This window comes from Streptomyces sp. NPDC039462 (assembly GCF_055639375.1).
Genome location: NZ_JBVKAO010000005.1, coordinates 279,637 through 294,713 on the forward strand (window position 1 = coordinate 279,637; position 15,077 = coordinate 294,713).

Sequence of the window (15,077 nt, forward strand, 5' to 3'; positions counted from 1 at the left end):
CTTTCCTCTCCCCGAGGGAACCTTTCCTCTCCCGGAAGGGGTGGGCCTCGCCTTGTGGCGAAGCCCACCCCTTCCGGCGTTCCCGGGGGGCCGCACACTCCATAACCTCGACTGGGCCCATCCCGAACACATACCTGAACGTGAGACCCCGCCCGTGACCGTGACCGCGAGGCAGCCCAGGACGGCGCTCTTCCTCGCCGCCGCCGCACTGGCCCTGGCCACCGCCCTGCTCGTCGCGCAGCTCGCCCGGGCCGACGCCGCCCCCGCCTCCGCGGGCACCGCGCGCCTCGCCGCGCTCGCTGAGGACGTGACCGCCGCCGACGGGCACCGCTACGACGTGCGGGACCACACCGGCCGCACCATGGACGCCGCGCAGATCGAGCAGGACCCGGCCGGCGGCTACCTCGCCGTCTACCACACGCTCCTCGCCGACGGCCGCTTCCACGCAGCCGTCGCCACCTCCACCGACCTGCGCCACTGGCAGCGCCGCCACGACTTCGGGCCCGGCACGCACCAGGCCTCGCTCGCGCACGACGGCCGCGGGGGCTACGTCCTCGCGTACGAGAAGGACCCGCGCAACCACATCGCCGTCCGGGCGTACGAGAACCGCACGGCGCTGCTCGACGGACGTGCCGACCGGGCCTTCGACGCGCCGCTGACCCTCTCGCGCTGCGCCGAGGGAACCCCGAGCGTCACCTCCGTGCGCGGCGCCACGATCCACCTCACCGGGCACTACCGGGCGGGCTGCGACACCGACCGCCAGCTGCGCGCCACCCTCACCGGCTTCCGGCACTGGCACGCCGAGGCCGACCGGCGCCTGGACCGTGCCGTGCGCGTCTGGGGCAACGGCGGCAACATCGGCGACCGGGCGCCCGTGGAGCTCGGCGGACAGCGCGTGGTGCTCATAGAGGGGCAGGGGCGGCGCGGTGACTTCGGCAGCTGGGGCACGTACGCCTACGACCCCCCGAGTGGCCGCGCGGACCGCCTCCACATCCGCACGCACGGCGGCAGCCGCGCCTTCGCCAATCCGTCGGCGACCCTTCTCACCGATCCGCGGGGCCGTCCCGCCCTGCTCGTCAGCCTGTTCGTACCGGCTGAGGGTTCCGCGCCCGGCGAGGCCGGACAACTGCTCTACTGGCACCAGCTGTAGCTCCACCGGCAGAAGCTGCGGGGGTCGGTCCCGGCAACGGGGCGAAACCGTTTGGCGAACATGCGTAGGGTGCAGAAAACCCCTCAGGGTTGAGAGCGGCCCGATGCGCTGAAGGGAGCCGAGGCGATGGATGAGCACAAGGAGACCCTCCGGGTGGGCTCTGCCGTGCGGCGGCGCCGCCGCCAGCTGGAGCTCACCCTCGCCGTCGTCGCCGAGCGCAGCGGACTCTCCGTGCCGTTCCTCAGCCAGATCGAGAACGAGCGGGCCCGCCCCAGCTCGCGGTCCCTGCAGCGGGTCGCCGACGCGCTGTGCACCACCGACGTGGAGCTCCTGGCCGCCGCCGACCCGGCCCGGACCGTCGAGGTGGTGCGCGCCGACGACGCCACGGACCTGGAGGGCTCCACCCCCGAGGCGCGCGTACGGGAACTGGCGCGCGGCCACCACCAGCTGCACGCCCTGGAGTTCATCGGGGACCACGACGAGGGCCGCGAGTTCCAGCACCGCAACGACGAGCTGATGTACGTCGTCGAGGGCGCCGTGGAGATGGAGGCCGAAGGCCGTGCCTACCGCCTCGGACGCGGCGACACCCTGTTCCTCACGGGCGGGGTGCGGCACCGCTGGCGGGCCACCGTGCCGGACACCCGGGTCCTGGTGATCGCCGTGGGGGACCACATCGAAGCGGTGGACGACAGGGGGCGCTGACGTGCCGCTCGCGCGTGGCCCGCTGCGGGTCGTCTCGCTGGTGCCCTCGCTGACCGAGGCGGTCGCGGTCACCGTGCCGAGGGCGCTGGTCGGGGCGACCGACTGGTGCAGTCATCCGGCGGACCTCGACGTGCGGCGGGTGGGCGGCACGAAGAACCCCGACGTGCCCCGCATCGTCGCCCTCGCGCCCGACCTGGTCATCGCCAACGAAGAGGAGAACCGCGCCCCCGACCTGGCGGCTCTTCGGGCGGCCGGCGTCGAGGTCCTCGTGACGGAGGTGCGGACGCTGGACCAGGCCTTCCGGGAGCTGACCCGCGTCCTCGCGGCGTGCGGGGCGGAGCGGCGGCCGCGGTGGCTGGAGGCGGCGGAAGCGGCGTGGCAGGGGTGGGCGGCCCCCTCGGCCCGCCGCCGCGGGGCGGTCCCGATCTGGCGGCGGCCGTGGATGGTCCTGGGCCGCGACACATTCGCGGGAGACCTGCTCGCGCGCATGGGCGTCGACAACGCGTACGCCGGGCACGCCGAGCGGTACCCACGCGTCCCGATCGAGGAACTGCGGGAGGCCGGTCTGGACTTGGTCGTGCTCCCCGACGAGCCGTATCGCTTCACGCGCGACGACGGCCCCGAGGCGTTCCCGCCGGGCACACCGGTCGCCCTGGTCAGCGGCCGCCATCTGACCTGGTACGGGCCGTCGCTCGCGGAGGCTCCCGCGGTGCTCGACGCGGCGCTGCGGGCGGCGCGTCCGGCGGGGGAGTGCTAGCGCAGGGCGATGAGCCCGGCGTCCGTCGGCCGGAACCCGCAGGCGTCGAAGTAGAAACCGCGCAGGTGCTCGTCGAAGTCGACGTGGAGCCACTCGCACCGGGCCGCGCGGGCGCCACGCGCCGCGGCTGCCAGGAGCTCGGTGCCGACGCCGCTGCCCCGTCGGTCCTTGGCGACCATCGTGTCGAGGACGAAGGCGTGGGCCCCGCCGTCCCAGGCGACGTTGACGAACCCGACGAGTCTGCCCTCCTCGTGGGCCGAGACCCAGCCGAGGCTGTGGCGGTGGACCCGGGCGTGCCAGCCGATGGGCAGCGGGGCGTGCTCGAACGCCTCCGCGTGCAGGGCGTTGACGGCCGCGTCGGTGAACTCCCCGCGCCACTCGTAGGTGATCGTCATGTCGGCATCGTAGGGCGGGGGAGCGCCGTGCCCGTGGGAGGGCTCAGCCGCGGGGCAGCTCAGCGCGGGGCCGTGAGCAGCCTTCCGCCCGCGACGCCCCGAAGGGTGTGTGTCAGGGCCACGGCCCACGCGGCCAGCAGGAAGAGGAAGAGGCCGGTCGCGAGCCAGGCGAACGCGGTGAGGCCGGTGTGCTGTGCGAGGCCCTCCGCGCCGGTCACGCAGGTGCCGATGGGGAAGGTGAACGCCCACCAGGTCATGGCGAAGCCCATGCCGCGGCGGCGGGCGCGCACCACCATGGCCGCGGCGAGTGCCAGCCACAGCAGGGCGAAGCCCAGCACGGGGACGCCGTAGAGCACGGCGAAGGCGAGGAAGCCGCGGTCCAGGGGCGTGGGGACGACGTCCGGGGCGAAGTCGGCGAACTTGTTCGCGGCGGTCGTGGACTGGCCCAGTGGGCCGAGCACCAGGAACAGGGTGGGGGTGAGCGCCAGCGGCAGCGGTCCCGCGGTCACCAGGCGGGCGAAGATCGCCGGCAGCATCACCAGGGTGGCGAGCAGGCTCAGGCCGAACATCGCGAGGCAGGCGTACAGCATCGTCTGCCGGTCCTGGCCCGCGGGCAGGTGGGGTATGAGCAGCGGTCCGACGGCCGCCGACACCATGGGCGCCACCACGGGCAGCAGCCACACCGGTGAGGCCTGGTCGGCGGCGATGCGGTGCCGGGTCACCATCAGGCAGGGGATGGCGACGGCCGCCGCGAGCCCGATGGCGGTGCCCGCGGTGAACAGCACGGTGTCGAGCGCGACGGCCGCGCCCGTGCCGATCCAGTCCTCGCCGACGAGCAGGGCGCCGGCGCCGACCGCGAGCAGGGCCATCGACAGACAGCCGTAGAACGGGGCCACGGCCGGGTCGAGCAGGTGGGCCCGGGCCTGGTCGCGGTGGTGGATCCAGTGCGCGGCGCGGGCGGTGAGCAGCACGGCCAGCATCACGCACGACAGCGCCCACACGATCGTGCAGCCCGTGCGCAGCCCCGTGAATTGATACGGCAGTGTCGCGCCCGCGTTGGCGATGATGGCGGTGCCCATGACGGAGGCGTACCAGTTCGGGCCGAGGTGCCGGACCGCGAGGGCGCGGGTGCCGGGGGCCGTGGGGGAGACGGCGACGGGGTGAGCGGTGGTGACCATGGGCCCACCGTCGTCCGCGGGAGACGGTGCGACCAGGGAGCACGCTTCTATGGGGGCATAAGCTGGCTTTATGAGTACGTCCCCTGCGTCGCCCGAGCCCGCCGCCGCTGCCCCCGTCCCCGCCGCCTCTGCTCCCGTCCCCGCCCACACCCCCGAGGCATCCCTCGCACACCGCGTTCCCGACCTCGGTGCGCTCCAGCTGCTGCTCGCCGTGGCGCGGCTCGGCAGTCTCGGGCGGGCCGCCCGGGAGCTCGGCATCACCCAGCCCGCGGCGAGCAGCCGGGTGCGTGCGATGGAGCGGCAGCTGGGCGTCGCCCTCGTCGACCGGTCGCCGCGCGGCTCGCGCCTCACCGACGCGGGCGCCCTGGTCACCGACTGGGCGGGCCGCATCGTGGAGGCGGCGGAGGCCTTCGACGCGGGGGCGCAGGCGCTGCGCGTGCGGCGGGACTCGCGCCTCCGGGTGGCGGCCAGCATGACGATCGCCGAGTACCTGCTGCCGGGCTGGCTGATCGCCCTGCGGACACAGCGGCCCGACACTGCGGTGTCCCTGCTCGCGGGGAACTCCGCCGCCGTCGCCTCCCGGCTTCTGGCCGGCGAGGCGGACCTCGGCTTCGTCGAGGGGCTCACCGTGCCGGGCGGCCTCGACGAGGTCGTGATCGCGCACGACCGCCTGGTCGTCGTGACGGCGCCGGGGCACCCGTGGGCGCGGCGCAGGAAGCCGCTCGCGGCGGCGGAGCTGGCGGCGACGCCGCTGATCCTGCGCGAGGAGGGTTCGGGCACCCGGCAGGTCCTCGACGCGGCACTCGGCGGTCTCGCCCGCCCCCTGATCGAGCTGTCGTCCACGACGGCGGTGAAGGCCTCGGCGGTGAGCGGCGCGGGCCCCTCGGTCCTGAGCGAGCTCGCGGTGGGCGAGGAGCTGGCGGCGCGGCGTCTGGTGGAGATCCCGCTGGCCGAGGTCCAGTTGCGCAGGGAACTGCGGGCGGTCTGGCCGACGGGGCATCGCCCGGCGGGGCCGGGGAGGGATCTGCTGGCGCTGACGCGGAGTGGGGCGGGGAGCGGAGGGCGGCGGTCTTGAGCTGCGGGGCAGGACCTCGATCGACAGTGGGTGCAAACAAAGTGTTTACAACGAATCGTTGACTACGATGTGTGTGTCGGCCCATGATGAGCGCATGTCGCATCCCGAACAGTCCGAGACCGACGACCCGTTCACGCCGCCGCACCCCGAACAGGCCCGCGCCCAGCGCGTGTACGCGTCGCTGATGCGCGTCGCGGAGCGGCACGCCGCCGACGACGCGCAGCGCAGGCGCCAGGTCCACCCCGCCGTCCTCGGCCCGCACGAAGCCGTGCGGCTCGTCTCGTTCCTGCTCAGCGGCGCCGCGCAGCCCGTCGAGGGCGAGCCCGAGGTGGACCACGCCGACATCACCGCGGCCCTCACCCTCCTGCCGCTGGTCCGCGGCGAACTGGACGAGCTGGAGACCGGCCTCCTCCAGATGGCGCGGGGGCGCGGCATGACCTGGCCCGAGATCGCCTTCGGGCTCGGGCTCGGCACCCCGCAGGCCGCCCGGCAGCGGTATGAGCGGCTCGTGTCCCGGACGGCGGGCGAGGCGGAGTAGCTCCCGGCGGGCCCGGGCGGCCGGCGGAGTAACCTCCGGCGGGCCCGGGCGGCACCTGGCGGGCCCGGTGGAAGGGGCGGCATCGGCGGCCGGGAAATTCCCTGGCGGCTGAGCCGGGGCCCGCCCACCATGAGTGGCATGAACCCCACCGCACCCCCGGCGACCGGCGTCCGCACCCCTTGGTGGCAGCTCCCCCCGCACGTGCGGGACGGGCTGGCGGACGCGCTCGGCGCGCCGGTGGTCGAGGCGGTGACGCAGCGCGGCGGGTTCTCGCCGGGCGCCGCCGCCCGGGTGCGGCTCGACGACGGACGGCGGGCGTTCGTGAAGGCCGTCAGCTCCGAGGCCAACCCGGGCAGCCCCGCGCTGCACCGCGCCGAGGCCAGGAACTCCGCCGCCCTGCCCGAGTCCGTGCCCGCGCCCCGGCTCCTCGCCTCCTACGACGAGGGGACCTGGGTCGCGCTCGCCTTCGAGGACATCGACGGAAGGCAGCCCCATGTGCCCTGGCGCGCCGAAGAGTTCGGGCGCGTCCTGGACGCGGTGGACGCCCTCTCGCGGCAGCTGACACCCTCGCCCGTCGCCGCTCCCTCCGCCGGAGAGGCCGTGGCGAACATGTTCCGGGGGTGGGAACGGCTCGTCGAGGAGGGCGCGGAGAGCGACGACAGGATCGCCGCGTGGGCCCGCCGCCACCTGCCCGACCTCGCCGAACTCGCCGTGCCCGCGGCCGCGTCCGTCGCGGGCGACACCCTCGCCCACGCCGACCTGCGCGCCGACAACATGCTGCTCACGTCCGACGGCGGCCGCGTCGTCTTCGTCGACTGGCCGCACGCCGTGCGCGCGACGCCCTGGTTCGACCTGCTCGTCATGCTGCCGTGCGTGCGGGCGCAGGGCGGCCCCGACCCGGAGGAGGTGTTCACCGCCCAACGGGTGGGCCGGGACGCCGACCCGAGGGGGGTGACCGCGGCGCTCGCGGGCCTCGCCGGATACTTCGTACGCCACTCTCTGCGGCCCGACCCGCCCGGCCTGCCTACCCTGCGCGCCTTCCAGGCCGCCCAGGGCGCGGCGGCCCTTGAGTGGCTCAGGAAGCGGCTCGGACCAGCGCTGCCATGACGCGCGTGTCCTCGCCCGCCTCTGGGTGCCACTGCACGCCGAGCGCCCAGGCGGGGCCGGGGAGTTCGACGGCCTCGACGGTGCCGTCCTCGGCGTACGCGGAGATGACGAGACCCTTGCCGAGGCGGTCCACCGCCTGGTGGTGGTAGGTCGGCACGTCCGTGGACGCGTCCGGCACGATCGACTCGTACAGCGTGCCCGGTACCGGTTTCACCGTGTGCGTACTGAAGGTGCCCACCCGCTCCACGTGCCCGTCCAGGTGCTGGATCAGGGTCCCGCCGAGCGCCACGTTCATCAGCTGCATGCCGCGGCAGATGCCGAGCAGTGGCGTGCCGGACGCCAACGCGGCCTCGATCAGGGCGAGTTCCCAGGCGTCCCGCTCCCGCGCGGGCGGCCCCGTGCGCTCCTCGCGCGCCGCGCCGTACCGCGCGGGCTCCACGTCAGGACCGCCCGCGACGACCACGCCGTCGAGCCGGGCGACGACGGAGCGCGCGTGCGCCGGGTCGTCCGGCGGCAGCATCGCGGTCATGCCGCCCGCCGCCCGCACGAGGCGCGGATAGCCGGCCGGCAGCACGGCCGCGGGCAGCTCCCAGACGCCCCAGCTCACCCTGGACTCCAGATAGGTGCTGACCCCGATCAGCGGCCTGCTGCCGCTCACTGTGCTCTTCTCGCCGTTCTCGCGCACCGTTCTCCCGTATCTCTTCCGTGCATTCGCTGCCGCAGGTTCTCTTTCGTACGTTCGCCGCCGTACGTTCGCCGCCGTACGTTCTCTTCCGTACGTGCGATCAGTCGCGTTCCAACTCTGCCTCGGCCGCCGCGAGCGCCGCGAACTCCTCCTCCGGTGCGCGCGCCACCAGGTGCTTGCGGCTGTAGACGCCGAAGTAGGCGATGGCGACCACGTACACCGCGAGGGCGATGAGCGCCGCCGTCACGTCCACCAGGAACGTCGCGACCAGCGCGGCACACGCGAGGACCAGCGCGACGGACGACGTCAGGACGCCGCCGGGCGTGCGGTAGGGCCGACGGAGCTCCGGCTCGCGGCGGCGCAGCACGATGTGGGAGAGCGACATGAGGGCGTACGAGATGGTGGCGCCGAAGACCGCGACGTTCAGCATGCGGGCGCCGTCGCCGGTCGCCGCGGCGAGCCCGAAGCCGATCGCACCCGGCACGAGCAGGCCCAGGTAGGGGGCCTTGCGGCTGCTGGTCAGCGAGAGGAAGCGGGGGAGGTACCCGGCCCGGGAGAGCGCGAAGAGCTGGCGCGAGCCCGCGTAGATGAGGGAGAAGAAGGAGGCGATCAGGCCCGCGAGGCCCGCGTAGTTGATGACGCGGCTCAGGCCGGTCGCGTCGCCGTCCGGCTGCAGCGCCTCGACCAGCGGGTTGCCCGCGTCCTGGATCGCGTTCGCGCCGCGCGCCCCGGCCGACGCGAAGAAGGTGAGCAGCGCGAGGGCGACGAGAATGGCCATCGACCAGCGGATCGCGCGCGGCAGCGTGCGCGCCGGGTCCTTGGTCTCCTCGGCGGCCAGCGGCACGCCCTCGACCCCGAGGAAGAACCACATGCCGAAGGGGAACGCCGCCCAGATGCCCAACAGACCCATGGGAAGCCACGAGTTGGAGCCGAAGGCGTCCGCCTCCACGGGGATGTCGTTCAGCTTCGACGCGTCGAAGTCCATGAAGGCGCCGACCGCGAAGACGAGCAGCGCCGCCACCGCGATGCCGGTGACGACGAAGCTGAAGCGCAGCGCCTCACCGACGCCCCACAGATGGATGCCGATGAAGATGACGAAGCAGGCCAGATAGACGGGCCAGCCCGAGGTGAGGCCGAAGAGGCCCAGCGACTCCACGTAGTCACCGATGAAGATGGAGATCGCGGCCGGCGCCAGGATGTACTCGATCAGGATCGCCGTGCCGGTCAGGAAGCCGCCCCAGGGGCCGAGCGCGCGGCGCGCGAAGCCATAGCCGCCGCCTGCGGTCGGCAGGACGGACGACAGTTCCGCCAGCGAGAACACCATGCACGCGTACATCACACCCATGAGCGCCATCGCGATCGCGAGGCCGCCGAAGCCGCCCTCCGCGAGGCCGAAGTTCCAGCCGGAGAAGTCGCCGGAGACGACATAGGCGACGCCGAGTCCGGTGAGCAGCAGCCAGCCCGCGCTGCCCCGGCGGAGCGTTCTGCGTTCCAGATAGTCGTCCGCCGGTTCGGGTGGGCTCGGCTTGCTGGACTCCACGGTCATGGCACGGCTCCCATGCGACGGCACTGCGGCGGGTGACTCAGACGGGGGACTCAAAGGAACGGATCCATACCTTTGCCGTGCGGGGCACGAGAAAGCAAGCCCCTTGCGTTACGCGACGGTTAACCGCTCCTCACGCTCGTCACGTCAGGAAGCCCCGCAGCAGGGCCGCCGTTCCCGCGCAGTGTTCGCGCATCATCTCCCGCGCGCCGTCCGCGTCCCCGTCGAGCACCGCCTCGACGAGCGCGGTGTGCTGGCGCTGCGAGTGCTCCAGGTTCCGTACCAGCAGCGGGATGCAGTCCAGGAGGTCGTTGACGGTGGCGCGGACCGCCGCGTACTGCGCGGTGAGCGTCGGCGAGCCGCACAGCTCGGCGAGCGTGAGGTGGAGCAGCGTATCGAGCCTGCGGTACTCCGCGAGGGGCGCGTCGTGGGTCTGCGCGAGCGCCGTGCGCAGCCGGTCCGCCTGCTCGTCGGTGAGCCCGTGCGCCGCGCAGAGCCCGGCCGCGCCGACCTCCAGGACCTCGCGGAAGCGCAGCGCGTCCTCGACGTCCACGTCCTTGATGCGGCGGCGCAGCTCGTCCTCGCCCGGCGCCTCGGGGCGCGGCCGCACGAACGTGCCGCCGTACCGCCCGCGCCGCGACTCGACGAGTCCCTGGTCCTGCAGCACCTTCAGGACCTCGCGCAGCGTCACCCGGCTGATGCCGAGGCGGTCGGCCAGCTCCCGCTCCGACGGCAGCCGTTCGCCGCCGGGCACCAGGCCGAGGCGGACGACCTGGAGGATCTGTTCCAGGGCCTCCTCGAAGCCGTTGCCCGCCCGCACCGGACGCAGTACCGGTGTCAGCCGGTCGTCGTCCAGCGCCGCGGACGAGGTGCCCTCTTCCGTGTGTGACATGTCCGTACCCCCTTCCCAAGCAAAGGTTCTCGGCAATACCTTATGGCTCCCGGCTGACCCAAGGAGGCATTTCCCGTGGCAGACCGCACACCCCCGCTCGCCGTCGAGGAGCTGAAGGCCCTCGTCGCGAGCGGCGAGATCGACACGGTCGTCCTGGCCTTTCCCGATATGCAGGGGCGGCTCCAGGGCAAGCGGTTCGCCGCCCGCTTCTTCCTCGAAGAGGTCCTCGAACACGGCACGGAGGGCTGCAACTACCTCCTCGCCGTCGACGCGGAGATGAACACCGTCGACGGCTACGCGATGTCGTCCTGGGACCGCGGCTACGGCGACTTCGCCATGCACGCCGACCTCTCCACCCTGCGCCGCGTCCCCTGGAACGAGGGCACCGCGATGCTTGTCGCGGACCTCGCCTGGAGCGACTCCTCGCCCGTCGTGGCCGCGCCCCGCCAGATCCTCCGCCGCCAGCTGGAGCGGCTCGCGGAGCTCGGCTACACCGCCCACGTCGGCACGGAGCTCGAATTCATCGTCTTCAAGGACACCTACGAGCAGGCGTGGGACGCCGGATACAAGGACCTCACGCCGGCCAACCAGTACAACATCGACTACTCGGTCCTCGGCACCGGCCGCATCGAGCCGCTGCTTCGCCGCATCCGCAACGACATGGCGGCCGCAGGACTCGTCGTCGAATCGGCCAAGGGCGAGTGCAACCCGGGCCAGCACGAGATCGTGTTCAAGTACGACGAGGCCCTCGTCACCTGCGACCAGCACGCCATCTACAAGACCGGCGCCAAGGAGATCGCGGCCCAGGAAGGTGTCTCCCTCACCTTCATGGCCAAGTTCAATGAGCGCGAGGGCAACTCCTGTCACATCCACCTCTCGCTCCAGGACGCCGACGGCAACAACGTCATGGCGGGCTCTCCGGACGCCCCGGGAGGCATGTCGCCCGTCATGCGGCACTTCCTCGCGGGCCAGCTCGCGGCGCTCCGCGACTTCTCCCTCCTCTACGCGCCCAACATCAACTCCTACAAGCGGTTCCAGCCCGGCACCTTCGCGCCGACCGCCGCCGCCTGGGGCCACGACAACCGCACCTGCGCGCTGCGCGTGGTGGGCCACGGCCGCTCGATGCGCTTCGAGAACCGCCTGCCCGGCGGCGACGTGAACCCGCACCTCGCGGTCGCCGGACTGATCGCCGCCGGTCTGTACGGCATGGAGCAGAAGCTCGAACTGCCGGAGGAGTGCACAGGGAACGCCTACACCGGCGACTACGAACACGTCCCCACCACCCTGCGCGAGGCCGCCGAGCTCTGGGAGAACAGCCCCATCGCCAAGGCCGCCTTCGGCGACGAGGTGGTCGCGCACTACCGCAACATGGCGCGGGTCGAGCTGCAGGCCTTCGACTCCGCGGTGACCGACTGGGAGCTCCGCCGCTCCTTCGAACGCATGTGAGGCAGCCTTGCTCGACGTATCGAATTCCGACGCATCGAAACCCGATGTATCGACACTCGACGTACTGAACCCGGCGACGGAAGAGGTCGTCGCCACCGTCCCCGCCACCACCGCGCAGGACGTCGACGCCGCCGTCACCCGCGCCGCGCGCGCCCAGGAACAGTGGTCGGCGGCCGCCCCCGCCGACCGGGCCCGGCTGCTCCGCCGCTTCGCCGCCCAGGTCGACGACCACCTCGAAGAACTGGCCCGCCTGGAGGTCCGCGAAGCCGGTCACGTCATCGGCAACGCCCGCTGGGAGGCCGGCAACGTCCGCGACCTCCTCGACTTCTCCGCCGGGGGAGCCGAGCGGCTGAGCGGCCGGCAGATCCCCGTGCCCGGCGGCCTGAACGTCACCGTCCTCGAACCCCTCGGCGTCGTCGGCGTCATCGCCCCCTGGAACTTCCCGATGCCGATCGCCGCGTGGGGCACGGCGCCCGCCCTCGCGGCAGGCAACGCGGTGATCCTCAAACCGGCCGAGACGACCCCGCTCACCGCGCTCCGCCTCGCCGAACTCGCCCTGGCGGCCGGCCTGCCCGAAGGGCTCTTCCAGGTCCTGCCCGGCACCGGCGCGGAAGCGGGCAACGCGCTGGTGGAGCATCCCGGCGTCGCCAAGATCGTCTTCACCGGCTCCACCCGCGTCGGCAAGCAGATCATGGCCACCTGCGCCGACCGGGTGAAGCGGCTGACCCTGGAACTCGGCGGCAAGAGCCCGAACATCGTCTTCGCCGACGCCGACGTGGAAGCGGCGGCCCTCGCCACCCCCATGTCGTACCTGGACAACTCCGGTCAGGACTGCTGCGCCCGCACCCGCGTCCTCGTGCAGCGTTCGGTGTACGACCGCTTCCTGGACGTCGTGGCCCCCGCCGTCGAGTCCATCGTCGTGGGCGACCCGTCCGACGAGAAGACCCAGATGGGCCCGCTGATCTCCCGGACCCAGCTGGACCGGGTCCGCTCCTACGTCACCCCGGGCGACGGCATCCACGGCACGGCGCCCGAGGGGCCCGGCTTCTGGTTCCCGCCGACGCTGCTCACCGACGTCGACCCGGAGGCGCCGGTGGCCATGGAGGAGGTCTTCGGTCCCGTCGCCGTCGTCATCCCCTTCGACGACGAGGCCGACGCGATCCGGCTCGCCAACGCCACCGACTACGGCCTGTCCGGCTCCATCTGGACGCGGGACGTCGGCCGGGCCCTGCGCGTCTCCGCGGCCGTCCGGGCAGGCAACCTGTCCGTCAACTCGCACTCCAGCGTGCGCTATTGGACCCCCTTCGGCGGCTACAAACAGTCCGGACTCGGCCGCGAGCTCGGCCCGGACGCCCTGCACGCCTTCACGGAAACCAAGAACGTCTTCATCAGCACGGAGGCCTGACCCATGTCGAACACGTCAGAGAACATCTGCCGCCGCCTCGTCGGCCGCACCGCCGTCATCACCGGCGCCGGCAGCGGCATCGGTCTCGCCACCGCCCGCCGCCTCGCCTCCGAGGGCGCCCACGTCGTCTGCGGCGACATCGACGAGAGCGCGGGCAAGCAGGCCGCCGACGAGGTCGGCGGGACCTTCGTGAAGGTCGACGTCACCGACGCCGAGCAGGTCGAGGCGCTCTTCAAGACCGCCTACGACACCTACGGCTCCGTCGACATCGCCTTCAACAACGCGGGCATCTCGCCGCCCGACGACGACTCCATCCTCGACACCGGCCTCGAAGCCTGGAAGCGCGTCCAGGAGGTCAACCTCACCTCCGTCTACCTCTGCTGCAAGGCCGCCATCCCCTACATGCGGCGCCAGGGCAAGGGCTCGATCATCAACACCGCGTCGTTCGTGGCCCGGATGGGCGCGGCGACCTCGCAGATCTCGTACACCGCCTCCAAGGGCGGCGTCCTCGCCATGTCGCGCGAGCTGGGCGTGCAGTTCGCCCGCGAGGGCATCCGCGTCAACGCGCTCTGCCCGGGACCGGTGAACACCCCGCTCCTCCAGGAACTCTTCGCCAAGGACCCCGAGCGCGCCGCGCGCCGCCTCGTGCACATCCCGGTGGGCCGCTTCGCCGAGGCCGAGGAGATGGCGGCCGCGGTGGCGTTCCTCGCCAGCGACGACGCCTCGTTCGTGAACGCCACCGACTTCCTCGTCGACGGCGGCCTCACCGGGGCGTACGTCACACCCCTGTAGCCGCATCTCGCAGTTCATCCTCCGGCCACCACACCGTCAGCCGGGCGTCGCACGACGCCCGGCTGACCTGCGTAGACACGGGAGTGTGTACATGAACTTCAAGCGCCGCTGCACCGCCGCGGCCGCCGTGCTCGCCGTCGCCGGAACCGGCCTCATCGGCGTCCAGGCCACCGCGGAGGCAACCCAGGACGCCCCGCCGAAGAGGGCCGCGAAGTGCCCCACTCTCAGCGTCTCCGAGGGGTGGTACGGCGACAACAGGGCCAGACTCCAGCGCATGGTGGACAAGTACGGCAGCTGCGGTGACGGCCGCGGCGCCAAGCCGGTCGCCACCTTCGACTGGGACAACACCGTCATCAAGAACGACATCGGCGACGCCACCATGTACTGGCTGCTGCGCCACGGCAAGATACGCACGCCGAAGGACGGCGACTGGCACACCACCAGCCGCTATCTGACCCGCCCGGCCGCCGGAGCCCTGGCGAAGGCCTGCCCCGCCACCGGCACCACCCTGCCCACCCACCGGAACACCGCCTGCGCCGACGAGATCCTCTCCGTCTACGGCGAGGGCACCACCACCTCCGGCAAGGCGGCCTTCGCCGGCTTCGACCACCGCAGGATGGAACCGCAGTACGCCTGGCTCGCCCAGCTCACCCGCGGCTGGACCACCCGCCAGGTCAAGCAGTTCGCGGCCGCCGCACGCGCGGAGAACCTCGCCGCACCCATCGGCACCGAACAGCGGGTCGGCACCGGCAAGGTCACCGGCTGGGTCCGCTACTACGACCAGCAGCGCGACCTGATCCGCACGCTCAAGAAGGCCGGCTTCGACGTCTACGTCGTCTCCGCGTCGCCCGAACCGGTCGCCGAGGTGTGGGGCAGGGGCGTGGGCATCGACGCACGGCACACCCTCGGCATCCGCAACGTCACCGCCCACGGCAAGCACACCGCCCACCTCAAGGGCTGCGGCACCGTGCGCGACGGCGACGACTCGATGATCACGTACATCGACGGCAAGCGCTGCTGGATCAACAAGGAGATCCTCGGCGTGCGCGGCGCCGCCGCCGAGAAGGTCCAACCGGCCGCGAAGCGCCAGGTGTTCGCGGCGGGCGACTCCGACACGGACGTCTCCTTCCTGCGCGACGCCACCGGCCTGCGGCTCGTCCTGAACCGCAACAAGAACGAAGTCATGTGCCGCGCCTACGACAACGGCGACGGCCGCTGGCTGGTCAACCCCATGTTCATCGAGCCCAAGGGCGCGCAGGCCGACCCCTACCCCTGCGCCTCCACCGGCTACACCGAACGGGACGGCGGCGAGGGCCCGGTGCGCCGTACGGACGGCTCTGTCATCCCCGATCAGCGGGACACGGTGCACGGGGCGTCTCCGGCATCGCCGGCCTCGCACGACTGATGTACGG

Annotated in this window: 15 protein-coding genes; 10 read left to right on the plus strand and 5 right to left on the minus strand. The window is 72.7% G+C overall.

Going from position 1 to position 15,077, the window contains the following annotated elements; translation table 11 throughout:
* Positions 1 to 154 precede the first annotated feature (154 nt).
* The 3 genes from ACZ7LU_RS27005 (at position 155) to ACZ7LU_RS27015 (ending at position 2,609) form a co-directional block, all read left to right on the plus strand.
* Positions 155 to 1,150, plus strand: a complete 996-nt coding sequence (locus ACZ7LU_RS27005) for a hypothetical protein (protein WP_471918248.1) — start codon at positions 155 to 157, stop codon at positions 1,148 to 1,150.
* 126 nt (positions 1,151 to 1,276) lie between these two features.
* Positions 1,277 to 1,852: a helix-turn-helix domain-containing protein gene (locus ACZ7LU_RS27010; RefSeq protein ID WP_362993648.1), complete on the plus strand. Its 576-nt coding sequence runs from the start codon at positions 1,277 to 1,279 to the stop codon at positions 1,850 to 1,852.
* A gap of 1 nt (position 1,853) precedes the next feature.
* Positions 1,854 to 2,609, plus strand: a complete 756-nt coding sequence (locus tag ACZ7LU_RS27015) for a helical backbone metal receptor (protein WP_471918249.1) — start codon at positions 1,854 to 1,856, stop codon at positions 2,607 to 2,609.
* Here ACZ7LU_RS27015 and ACZ7LU_RS27020 read toward each other — a convergent pair.
* Complete coding sequence (locus ACZ7LU_RS27020; protein WP_470984441.1) at positions 2,606 to 3,004, minus strand: GNAT family N-acetyltransferase; 399 nt, start codon at positions 3,002 to 3,004, stop codon at positions 2,606 to 2,608. The two genes, ACZ7LU_RS27015 and ACZ7LU_RS27020, sit on opposite strands and share 4 nt — an antisense overlap.
* A 59-nt stretch (positions 3,005 to 3,063) precedes the next feature.
* Entirely contained in the window at positions 3,064 to 4,182 is a 1,119-nt protein-coding gene (locus ACZ7LU_RS27025) for a TDT family transporter (RefSeq protein WP_471918250.1), read from the minus strand.
* 70 nt (positions 4,183 to 4,252) lie between these two features.
* Between ACZ7LU_RS27025 and ACZ7LU_RS27030 the strand changes: the two genes are divergently transcribed.
* The 3 genes from ACZ7LU_RS27030 to ACZ7LU_RS27040 all read left to right on the plus strand — a co-directional run bounded on the left by ACZ7LU_RS27030 (position 4,253) and on the right by ACZ7LU_RS27040 (position 6,902).
* Complete coding sequence (locus ACZ7LU_RS27030; protein WP_471918251.1) at positions 4,253 to 5,257, plus strand: LysR family transcriptional regulator; 1,005 nt, start codon at positions 4,253 to 4,255, stop codon at positions 5,255 to 5,257.
* Positions 5,258 to 5,351: 94 nt separating this feature from the next.
* The gene (locus tag ACZ7LU_RS27035) at positions 5,352 to 5,795 is read left to right on the plus strand and encodes a DNA-binding protein (RefSeq protein ID WP_471918252.1); all 444 of its coding nucleotides are present in this window, start codon (positions 5,352 to 5,354) and stop codon (positions 5,793 to 5,795) included.
* Between the two features lie 138 nt (positions 5,796 to 5,933).
* Complete coding sequence (locus ACZ7LU_RS27040) at positions 5,934 to 6,902, plus strand: phosphotransferase family protein (RefSeq protein WP_471918253.1); 969 nt, start codon at positions 5,934 to 5,936, stop codon at positions 6,900 to 6,902.
* Here the strand turns inward: ACZ7LU_RS27040 and ACZ7LU_RS27045 are convergent.
* The 3 genes from ACZ7LU_RS27045 to ACZ7LU_RS27055 all read right to left on the minus strand — a co-directional run bounded on the left by ACZ7LU_RS27045 (position 6,871) and on the right by ACZ7LU_RS27055 (position 10,022).
* Positions 6,871 to 7,587, minus strand: a complete 717-nt coding sequence (locus ACZ7LU_RS27045) for a gamma-glutamyl-gamma-aminobutyrate hydrolase family protein (protein ID WP_471918254.1) — start codon at positions 7,585 to 7,587, stop codon at positions 6,871 to 6,873. The two genes, ACZ7LU_RS27040 and ACZ7LU_RS27045, sit on opposite strands and share 32 nt — an antisense overlap.
* Before the next feature lie 100 nt (positions 7,588 to 7,687).
* The gene (gene eat / locus ACZ7LU_RS27050; RefSeq protein WP_398311143.1) at positions 7,688 to 9,133 is read right to left on the minus strand and encodes an ethanolamine permease; all 1,446 of its coding nucleotides are present in this window, start codon (positions 9,131 to 9,133) and stop codon (positions 7,688 to 7,690) included.
* A gap of 139 nt (positions 9,134 to 9,272) precedes the next feature.
* Positions 9,273 to 10,022: a FadR/GntR family transcriptional regulator gene (locus ACZ7LU_RS27055; RefSeq protein WP_468316438.1), complete on the minus strand. Its 750-nt coding sequence runs from the start codon at positions 10,020 to 10,022 to the stop codon at positions 9,273 to 9,275.
* A gap of 75 nt (positions 10,023 to 10,097) precedes the next feature.
* On the opposite strand from ACZ7LU_RS27055, the gene ACZ7LU_RS27060 reads away from it, so the two are divergent.
* From ACZ7LU_RS27060 to ACZ7LU_RS27075, 4 genes are all read left to right on the plus strand, one after another.
* Positions 10,098 to 11,468 carry a glutamine synthetase family protein gene (locus ACZ7LU_RS27060; RefSeq protein WP_471918255.1) on the plus strand — a complete coding sequence of 457 codons (1,371 nt, stop codon included), beginning with the start codon at positions 10,098 to 10,100 and terminating at the stop codon, positions 11,466 to 11,468.
* Positions 11,469 to 11,475: 7 nt separating this feature from the next.
* Positions 11,476 to 12,873 (plus strand): aldehyde dehydrogenase family protein, encoded by a 1,398-nt coding sequence (locus ACZ7LU_RS27065; RefSeq protein ID WP_471918256.1) that lies wholly within the window; start codon positions 11,476 to 11,478, stop codon positions 12,871 to 12,873.
* A gap of 3 nt (positions 12,874 to 12,876) precedes the next feature.
* Complete coding sequence (locus ACZ7LU_RS27070) at positions 12,877 to 13,665, plus strand: 3-oxoacyl-ACP reductase (protein WP_468316433.1); 789 nt, start codon at positions 12,877 to 12,879, stop codon at positions 13,663 to 13,665.
* 91 nt (positions 13,666 to 13,756) lie between these two features.
* A complete protein-coding gene (locus ACZ7LU_RS27075; protein WP_468316431.1) occupies positions 13,757 to 15,070 on the plus strand; it encodes a haloacid dehalogenase-like hydrolase in 1,314 nt (437 codons plus the stop codon).
* Positions 15,071 to 15,077: the final 7 nt, after the last annotated feature.

Excerpts from the sequence above, each read along its gene's own strand:
- ACZ7LU_RS27025 (WP_471918250.1), bottom strand. The coding sequence starts at position 4,182 with ATGGTCACCACCGCTCACCCCGTCGCCGTCTCCCCCACGGCCCCCGGC.
- ACZ7LU_RS27020 (WP_470984441.1), bottom strand. The coding sequence starts at position 3,004 with ATGACGATCACCTACGAGTGGCGCGGGGAGTTCACCGACGCGGCCGTC.
- ACZ7LU_RS27055 (WP_468316438.1), bottom strand. The coding sequence starts at position 10,022 with ATGTCACACACGGAAGAGGGCACCTCGTCCGCGGCGCTGGACGACGAC.
- ACZ7LU_RS27035 (WP_471918252.1), top strand. The coding sequence starts at position 5,352 with ATGTCGCATCCCGAACAGTCCGAGACCGACGACCCGTTCACGCCGCCG.
- ACZ7LU_RS27030 (WP_471918251.1), top strand. The coding sequence starts at position 4,253 with ATGAGTACGTCCCCTGCGTCGCCCGAGCCCGCCGCCGCTGCCCCCGTC.
- ACZ7LU_RS27010 (WP_362993648.1), top strand. The coding sequence starts at position 1,277 with ATGGATGAGCACAAGGAGACCCTCCGGGTGGGCTCTGCCGTGCGGCGG.
- ACZ7LU_RS27040 (WP_471918253.1), top strand. The coding sequence starts at position 5,934 with ATGAACCCCACCGCACCCCCGGCGACCGGCGTCCGCACCCCTTGGTGG.
- ACZ7LU_RS27070 (WP_468316433.1), top strand. The coding sequence starts at position 12,877 with ATGTCGAACACGTCAGAGAACATCTGCCGCCGCCTCGTCGGCCGCACC.
- ACZ7LU_RS27075 (WP_468316431.1), top strand. The coding sequence starts at position 13,757 with ATGAACTTCAAGCGCCGCTGCACCGCCGCGGCCGCCGTGCTCGCCGTC.
- eat (WP_398311143.1), bottom strand. The coding sequence starts at position 9,133 with ATGACCGTGGAGTCCAGCAAGCCGAGCCCACCCGAACCGGCGGACGAC.